This window comes from Spirochaetota bacterium (assembly GCA_026415295.1).
In the GTDB taxonomy this organism is placed as follows: domain Bacteria; phylum Spirochaetota; class JAAYUW01; order JAAYUW01; family JAOAHJ01; genus JAOAHJ01.
Genome location: JAOAHJ010000019.1, coordinates 1 through 6,215 on the forward strand (window position 1 = coordinate 1; position 6,215 = coordinate 6,215).

Here is a 6,215-nt window from a genome sequence, read left to right on the forward strand (position 1 = left end):
ATTAGGATTTAAGTAAATATAATTCATCGTAGAATAATATAATAAAATCTTGCCTAACTCAATAGCTATTCCAACACAATTCTCTTCAGTTCTAACCTCATCTTCAAATTCTAAAAACCTTTTAAGTGCGATTTCACATAAACTGTCATATGTTTTTACATAGTTTACAATCATCTTAACCCCCCTTACTAAATAAATTAATCAAATTTTTCAATTCCTTATAGGTAGGCTAAAAACTTTTATAGTTTTCATTAATAGACAATGTACAATCATTTAAGACATTATATTCTCTTGTTATACCAATTTGATAAATGCCTTCAAGCATTTTAAATCCTTTATAAATTTATTTTTTTAATTACTTATTTTTTAATAATTTCACACACCCAAAGCCCATGCTATTTTTTTCTCCAAATCCAGTTGCAATTCCAAACTCCAATAATTTTTTTGAACCTACTATATTAAAAATACCGCTATATCCCTTAATTAAAAATCCTTTATATTCTATAATATTTTCTCTTATTTTAGAAAAAGATTTTATTTTAATTTCTTTTTCAATATCAAGTTTATTATAAAAAGCTTTGTATTTATTTAATAAATTTAAGTTTATTTGAGAATTAAATTCTTTTTCTCCAGGTTTAAAATAAATTGTATATTTTGAACCATCATGTTTAAATAAAATAGAATAAGTAACTATTGGAGAAAGAGTTTCAATTAAAATTTCATCCTTATCTACCTCTATTGGTATAACAGTGGCTTCATTTACATCAAGCTCATTATTTCCAAGTTTAATTTTACTATTCAATATATTATTAACAAAAGATTGACAAAATTCTAAATAAGCTATCATCATATTAATGCCTCTTTACTAATTAATTGTATACCATATGAACCCGACAATTATTGTCGCTAAAAAAATTTTTTTTTAATATTTTATAAATTTTTGATACATCTCTTTTATTCTAGATAACCATAACTTTCTAAGCTCTTCTGGCTCCACTATTTCTGCAAATTCTCCATATCTTAAAACTTTTCCAACTAATTCATCAGGATAAGTATAAGGAACTGTGAGCTTTACAACTTTTTCACCATTTTCTTCTATTTTCTCTAATACTTGCATCTTATGCCAATTTTGTTTTTCAACTATATTTGCAATTTTTTTATAAAACTTTATCACTGCATTTTTGGTTAAATAACCCTTATATATGCCAAAAGAATTATTTATTAAATTTTTTAAATCTTCATCTGAGATAGAATCTTTATTTTCATAAATTTTATCTGTTAAAACTATGCTATTAATTCGTGCTAAAAGTAAAGTTCTAAGCTCATTTTTACCTATATCAATTACTATAAGATACCATTTACCTCCATAGTTTATTAACTTTTTTGCAAAAACTTCTCTTAATGTTCTATTATTATTAGCATCTGTATAATCAACTTTTATTATTTTAGAATCAAGATATGAGATTAAAATAGTATTTAAAATTTCAAAATTTATCTCTTCAAACTCAACATTTTCATAGATAATAAATTCAGTGCTTAATTTTTTCCACTTTTGAGGAAAACCTTTTAATAATTCTTTTTTTATATTATTTGAATACACCGGCAAATAATATTTACAATCTATAATATTTTCAAAAAATACAAGAGTAATTAGAGATTTTTCATTATGAAAACTCAACAAATCATATGGTCTAGTATATTTATAAACCCCTATTTGTTTATAATAAATAATCGGTGCATGCATTTCTCTTCTCATTGTTTCAATATCTCTATCTAAAGTTCTTTCACTGATTTCAAATTCTTTTAAAATAGTTTTTTTAAATACCTGCCCATATTTGGTTATATGGTCATGTATAAAAAATACTCTTTCAATCCTACCCATATCTTAAACATTCCTCCACTTCAAAAATAATAAAATAATACTAATAATACTATGTTTTAATTTTTAACAAATTCAATATATTTTTTACAAATATCATTATTTGACTTTTTAATTTTTTTTATTAGAATTTTCATAAGTATTTTAATACTTAAAAATCTAAATATTATATGTCAGAAACAAGTGAAAAATATAAAAAATTTTCTTTAATATTTTTAATTATATTTTTTATTCTACAAGTATTATGGTCTTTTTATCTAATTCCAAAATTTAAAACATATTCTGGAACATCTCAAACCATTGATGCTACTATAAATTATGATTATGAATCAATTATGGAGCTTCTTATTAACTACAAAATCTCTGGAATAAAATTTTATAACTACCTTCAAATCTTTGATATATTTTACTCTCTTACATACTTTTTATTTTTTATTTTTACATTCAAATTTCTGTTTGCATATCTAGAAGAAAAGTTTCTCTTTTATATTTCAAAAATAATTTATATTATTATAAGTATAATAATTCCTACTCTTTCCTACATATTTGATTCTTTAGAAAATATTTTTATTTTCATTATCAGAATTAATTTCCCTTATATTTCTAAAAGTATTGTGGCTTTTTCAAATATTTCTACATTACTCAAATTCCTATTTTTCTCTATATCTACTCTTTCAATTATTCTAATCATAATAAAAATATTTTATCTTTATATTAAAAAACTAAAAATAAAAGAAAAATAACTAATATTTATAAAAAATAATTAATATATCCTAATTGATTTTTTATTTTTTTTATATAAATTTAAGTCAATAAATTAATTTAATAAAAAAAAATTTAATAAATATAATTTTATATATTTACTTTAGGAGGATAAATTGAAATATTTAGAACAAATTATAGAAGATATAATGAGTGTGCCTTCAATTACTGGTTTTGAAGATTTTTTTGCTCAAAAAATTTCTTCTTATATAAAAGATTATTTTGATTCTTATAACATCGATAGGCTTGGAAATCTTATTTTATTTAAAAAAGGAAAAGGCAAAGATAAGCTAAAAATTATGTTTTGTGCTCATATGGATCAGATTGGCCTTATGATTACTAAGATTGAAGATAATGGTATATTAAGATTTGCTCAAATAGGTGGAATAAACCCATTAACTCTTTATGGCAAAAGAGTAAAAATAATTAAAGAAAAGAATAAAGATAATGAACCATGTGAGTATATTTATGGTATTATTGGTATGAAACCACCCCATCTTGTTGAAGATGAATCTAAAGTTGAAAAGATTCAGGAACTATTTATAGACTGTGGTTTTTCTTCAAAAGATGAAGCACAAAAAAAGATAAAAATTGGAGATGTTGCACTTGTTGATTCAAATTTTCTAAAACTTAAAAATAATCACTATTCATCAATAGGTTTTGACAATAAAGCTGGAGTTTTAACTCTTATATCTTTATCTCACCTACTTAAAGACATTAAACCTTATCATGATGTATATATTGTCTTTTCTGTCCAAGAAGAAGTTGGACTAAGAGGGGCAAGAGTCTCTACATTCTCTATTTCACCTGATGTTGCAATTGTTTGTGATGTTACTTTTGGAGATCCAAAAGGAAATATTACAGATGTAAAAACTGGAGCAGGCCCTGTTATAGCTAAAGGACCAAACTATCATCCATCATTAGTTTCATCAATAGAAAATATATGTTCAGAGGAAGATATTCCTTACCAAACAGAAGTGGAATCAAGACCAGGAGGAACAGATGCTTACATAGCCCAGATAACAAAATCTGGAGTTTTTACATCTCTTATATCAATTCCATTAAGATATATGCATACTCAAGTTGAAATAATTAGTTTAAAGGATATTTATAGAGCTTCAAAAATTATGTATTTTATTTCAATAAAAGAAAAATTATTCGAAGTTGATAAACTTCCAGAAGACTAATAAAAAATAAAAAAATTATAAAAATTTATAATAAATAAAGAAATAAAAAAATAGAAAAACATCTAATAAAATAATATTTTAGGAGGAAGCTTTGAAAGATAAAAACCAACAAATTTTACTTGAGAAATACTCCAATTTAACAGGTGGTGGTGGAGATGAAAAAGAGATAAGAGACCAAATATACAAAGATATTAAAAACTATGTAAGTGAAATAAAAATAGATCCTCTTGGTAATCTTAAAGGAGTTCAATTAAAGGAAAATAAAAATTCATATATACTTCTAACTGCTCATATGGATGAAGTTTCTTTAATAGTTGAAAAAGTTGATTCAAATGGACTTATAAGCTTTAAAGCTATTGGAGGTTTTGTAGAAAAAATACTCCCTGGAACCAATGTTTTTATTGGTAAAGATAAAATTCCAGGAGTTATAGGATTAAAATCTTACCATATTATGTCTCAAGCAGAAAGAGAGAAAGCACCTGATATAAAGTCTCTCTTTATAGATGTTGGGGCTTCATCAGATAAAGAAGCCTCTGTTAAACCAGGAGATATGATTTACTTTAATTCAAAATTTTTCATCCAAAATGATCACTATTTTGGTAAAGCATTTGATGATAGAGCTGGTTGCACTGCTATTACAGAAATCTTAAAAGATAACAGCTCAAAAGTGTCAATAGCATTCTCATATAATGTTCAAGAAGAGGTTGGTTTAAGAGGTGGGGCTGTATGCGCATGGGAACCTGAAAATATTATATTTAACTTAAATCTTGAAGGAACTACATGTTCAGATAGAGAGCTTGAAAAAGAGAATTCTCCATCAACAGAGTTAGGAAAAGGCCCTGCTATAACAATAATGGATAGAACCTCAATAGTTAACAGAAAACTTCTTGATTTTGTAATAGATATAGCTGAAAAAAATAAAATTCCTTATCAATTTAAGCAAACCGTAACTGGAGGAACAGATGCTGGCTATATTCATATAACAAAAGAGGGGATTCCATCTATAACTATATCTGTTCCTGTTAGATATATTCACTCACCATGGGGAATTATAAATAAAAACGATTATGAAAACTATCTAAAACTCGCAAAATTAATTGTAAATAATTCACACCTTTTTATTAGTTAATTTATTTTACTATGATAAAAATGAATTTTTATAAAAAGTATAAAAAAAAATAAAAAAATTTTATAAAAAGAATATTAAAAATAAACAAAAAATTTATATTATTAAATTAATAATTAATTTATTTTATTAATTAAAAAACTTAAGTTTATTAAAATAGTAGTTTATTAAAAATTAATTAAATCTATTAAAATTAATTAAAAAGGAGCAAATATGAATATAAAAAACAAAGATTTTATTTTTAATGAATTTGGAGTTTCAGGAAGAGAAGATAAAATAAAAGAAAAATTAAAAGATTTTATTAAACCTTATGTTGATGAAATTTTAGAAGATAGAAACAATTCATTAATAGGTTTAAAAAAGGGAACTAAAAAAGAAAATAAACTAAAAATAATGTTATCAGCTCATTATGACACAATAGGTCTTATCGTAACATATATAACTAAAGAAGGTTTTTTAAGATTCGCTGATGTTGGTTGGCTTCCTCCATACCAAATCATTACTAAAAGAGTTATATTTGAAAATGGTCTTTCTGGAATAATTTATGCAGATGAACAAGAAAACATTAAAAAAGGTGAAAAAAACAAATATTTCATTGATATTGGTGCAAAAAGTGAAGATGAAGCAAAAAAAATGATAAAGATAGGTGATATGGGAGCTATATATACCCCTTATATAATTCAGAATAACAATATTTTTTCAAGCTGGCTTGATGATAGAATAGGTTGTTTTGTTTTACTTGAAATTATGGAAAACCTAAAAAATCCTTTACACGATATATATTTTGTTTTCTCTTCACAAGAAGAGGTTGGTTTAAGAGGTGCCAGAACTTCAGCATTTAAAATTGAACCTGATATAGGCTTAGCTTTTGATGTAACTGGAGCTGATGATCTTATAAAAAAACATAATTTTTATAATTCAAAACTAGGAGAAGGTGCTGCAATTAAAATAATGGACAACTCAGTTATATCAAATAAAAAACTTGTTAATCTTTTGGAAAAATTAGCAATTGAAAACAAAATTAAATATCAAATGGACATACTCATGGGTGGTGGAACTGATGCTGGTGTAATACAATTAACAAAATCTGGTGTTATAACAGGAGGGATATCTATTCCTACAAGATACCTGCATTCAGCAAATGAGATGTGTAATCTTGATGATGTGCAAGCATGTATAGATTTAGGACTTACATTCTGCAAAAATGAAATTAATATTTAATTATTTTTTGAACACTAAAAAAATTTTATAAAAGATTAAA

6 protein-coding genes are annotated in these 6,215 nt (G+C 24.4%); 4 read left to right on the forward strand and 2 right to left on the reverse strand.

Annotated elements, in window-relative coordinates:
• Positions 1–355: 355 nt before the first annotated feature.
• Together cas6 and N3A58_04410 are read right to left on the reverse strand one after the other, a co-directional pair.
• Complete coding sequence (cas6, locus tag N3A58_04405; protein ID MCX8058640.1) at positions 356–850, reverse strand: CRISPR-associated endoribonuclease Cas6; 495 nt, start codon at positions 848–850, stop codon at positions 356–358.
• A gap of 72 nt (positions 851–922) precedes the next feature.
• Complete coding sequence (locus N3A58_04410) at positions 923–1,882, reverse strand: WYL domain-containing protein (protein ID MCX8058641.1); 960 nt, start codon at positions 1,880–1,882, stop codon at positions 923–925.
• 167 nt (positions 1,883–2,049) lie between these two features.
• Here N3A58_04410 and N3A58_04415 point away from each other — a divergent pair, with 167 nt between their 5' ends.
• The 4 genes from N3A58_04415 (at position 2,050) to N3A58_04430 (ending at position 6,175) form a co-directional block, all read left to right on the forward strand.
• The gene (locus tag N3A58_04415) at positions 2,050–2,622 is read left to right on the forward strand and encodes a hypothetical protein (protein MCX8058642.1); all 573 of its coding nucleotides are present in this window, start codon (positions 2,050–2,052) and stop codon (positions 2,620–2,622) included.
• 135 nt (positions 2,623–2,757) lie between these two features.
• Positions 2,758–3,828 carry a M42 family metallopeptidase gene (locus tag N3A58_04420; GenBank protein MCX8058643.1) on the forward strand — a complete coding sequence of 357 codons (1,071 nt, stop codon included), beginning with the start codon at positions 2,758–2,760 and terminating at the stop codon, positions 3,826–3,828.
• A gap of 91 nt (positions 3,829–3,919) precedes the next feature.
• Entirely contained in the window at positions 3,920–4,957 is a 1,038-nt protein-coding gene (locus tag N3A58_04425; protein MCX8058644.1) for a M42 family peptidase, read from the forward strand.
• A 210-nt stretch (positions 4,958–5,167) separates the two neighbouring features.
• The gene (locus tag N3A58_04430) at positions 5,168–6,175 is read left to right on the forward strand and encodes a M20/M25/M40 family metallo-hydrolase (GenBank protein MCX8058645.1); all 1,008 of its coding nucleotides are present in this window, start codon (positions 5,168–5,170) and stop codon (positions 6,173–6,175) included.
• The last annotated feature ends 40 nt before the right edge of the window (positions 6,176–6,215 follow it).

Coding starts and splice junctions, on each gene's coding strand:
- cas6 (MCX8058640.1), bottom strand. CDS start 850: ATGATGATAGCTTATTTAGAATTTTGTCAATCTTTTGTTAATAATATA.
- N3A58_04410 (MCX8058641.1), bottom strand. CDS start 1,882: ATGGGTAGGATTGAAAGAGTATTTTTTATACATGACCATATAACCAAA.
- N3A58_04415 (MCX8058642.1), top strand. CDS start 2,050: ATGTCAGAAACAAGTGAAAAATATAAAAAATTTTCTTTAATATTTTTA.
- N3A58_04430 (MCX8058645.1), top strand. CDS start 5,168: ATGAATATAAAAAACAAAGATTTTATTTTTAATGAATTTGGAGTTTCA.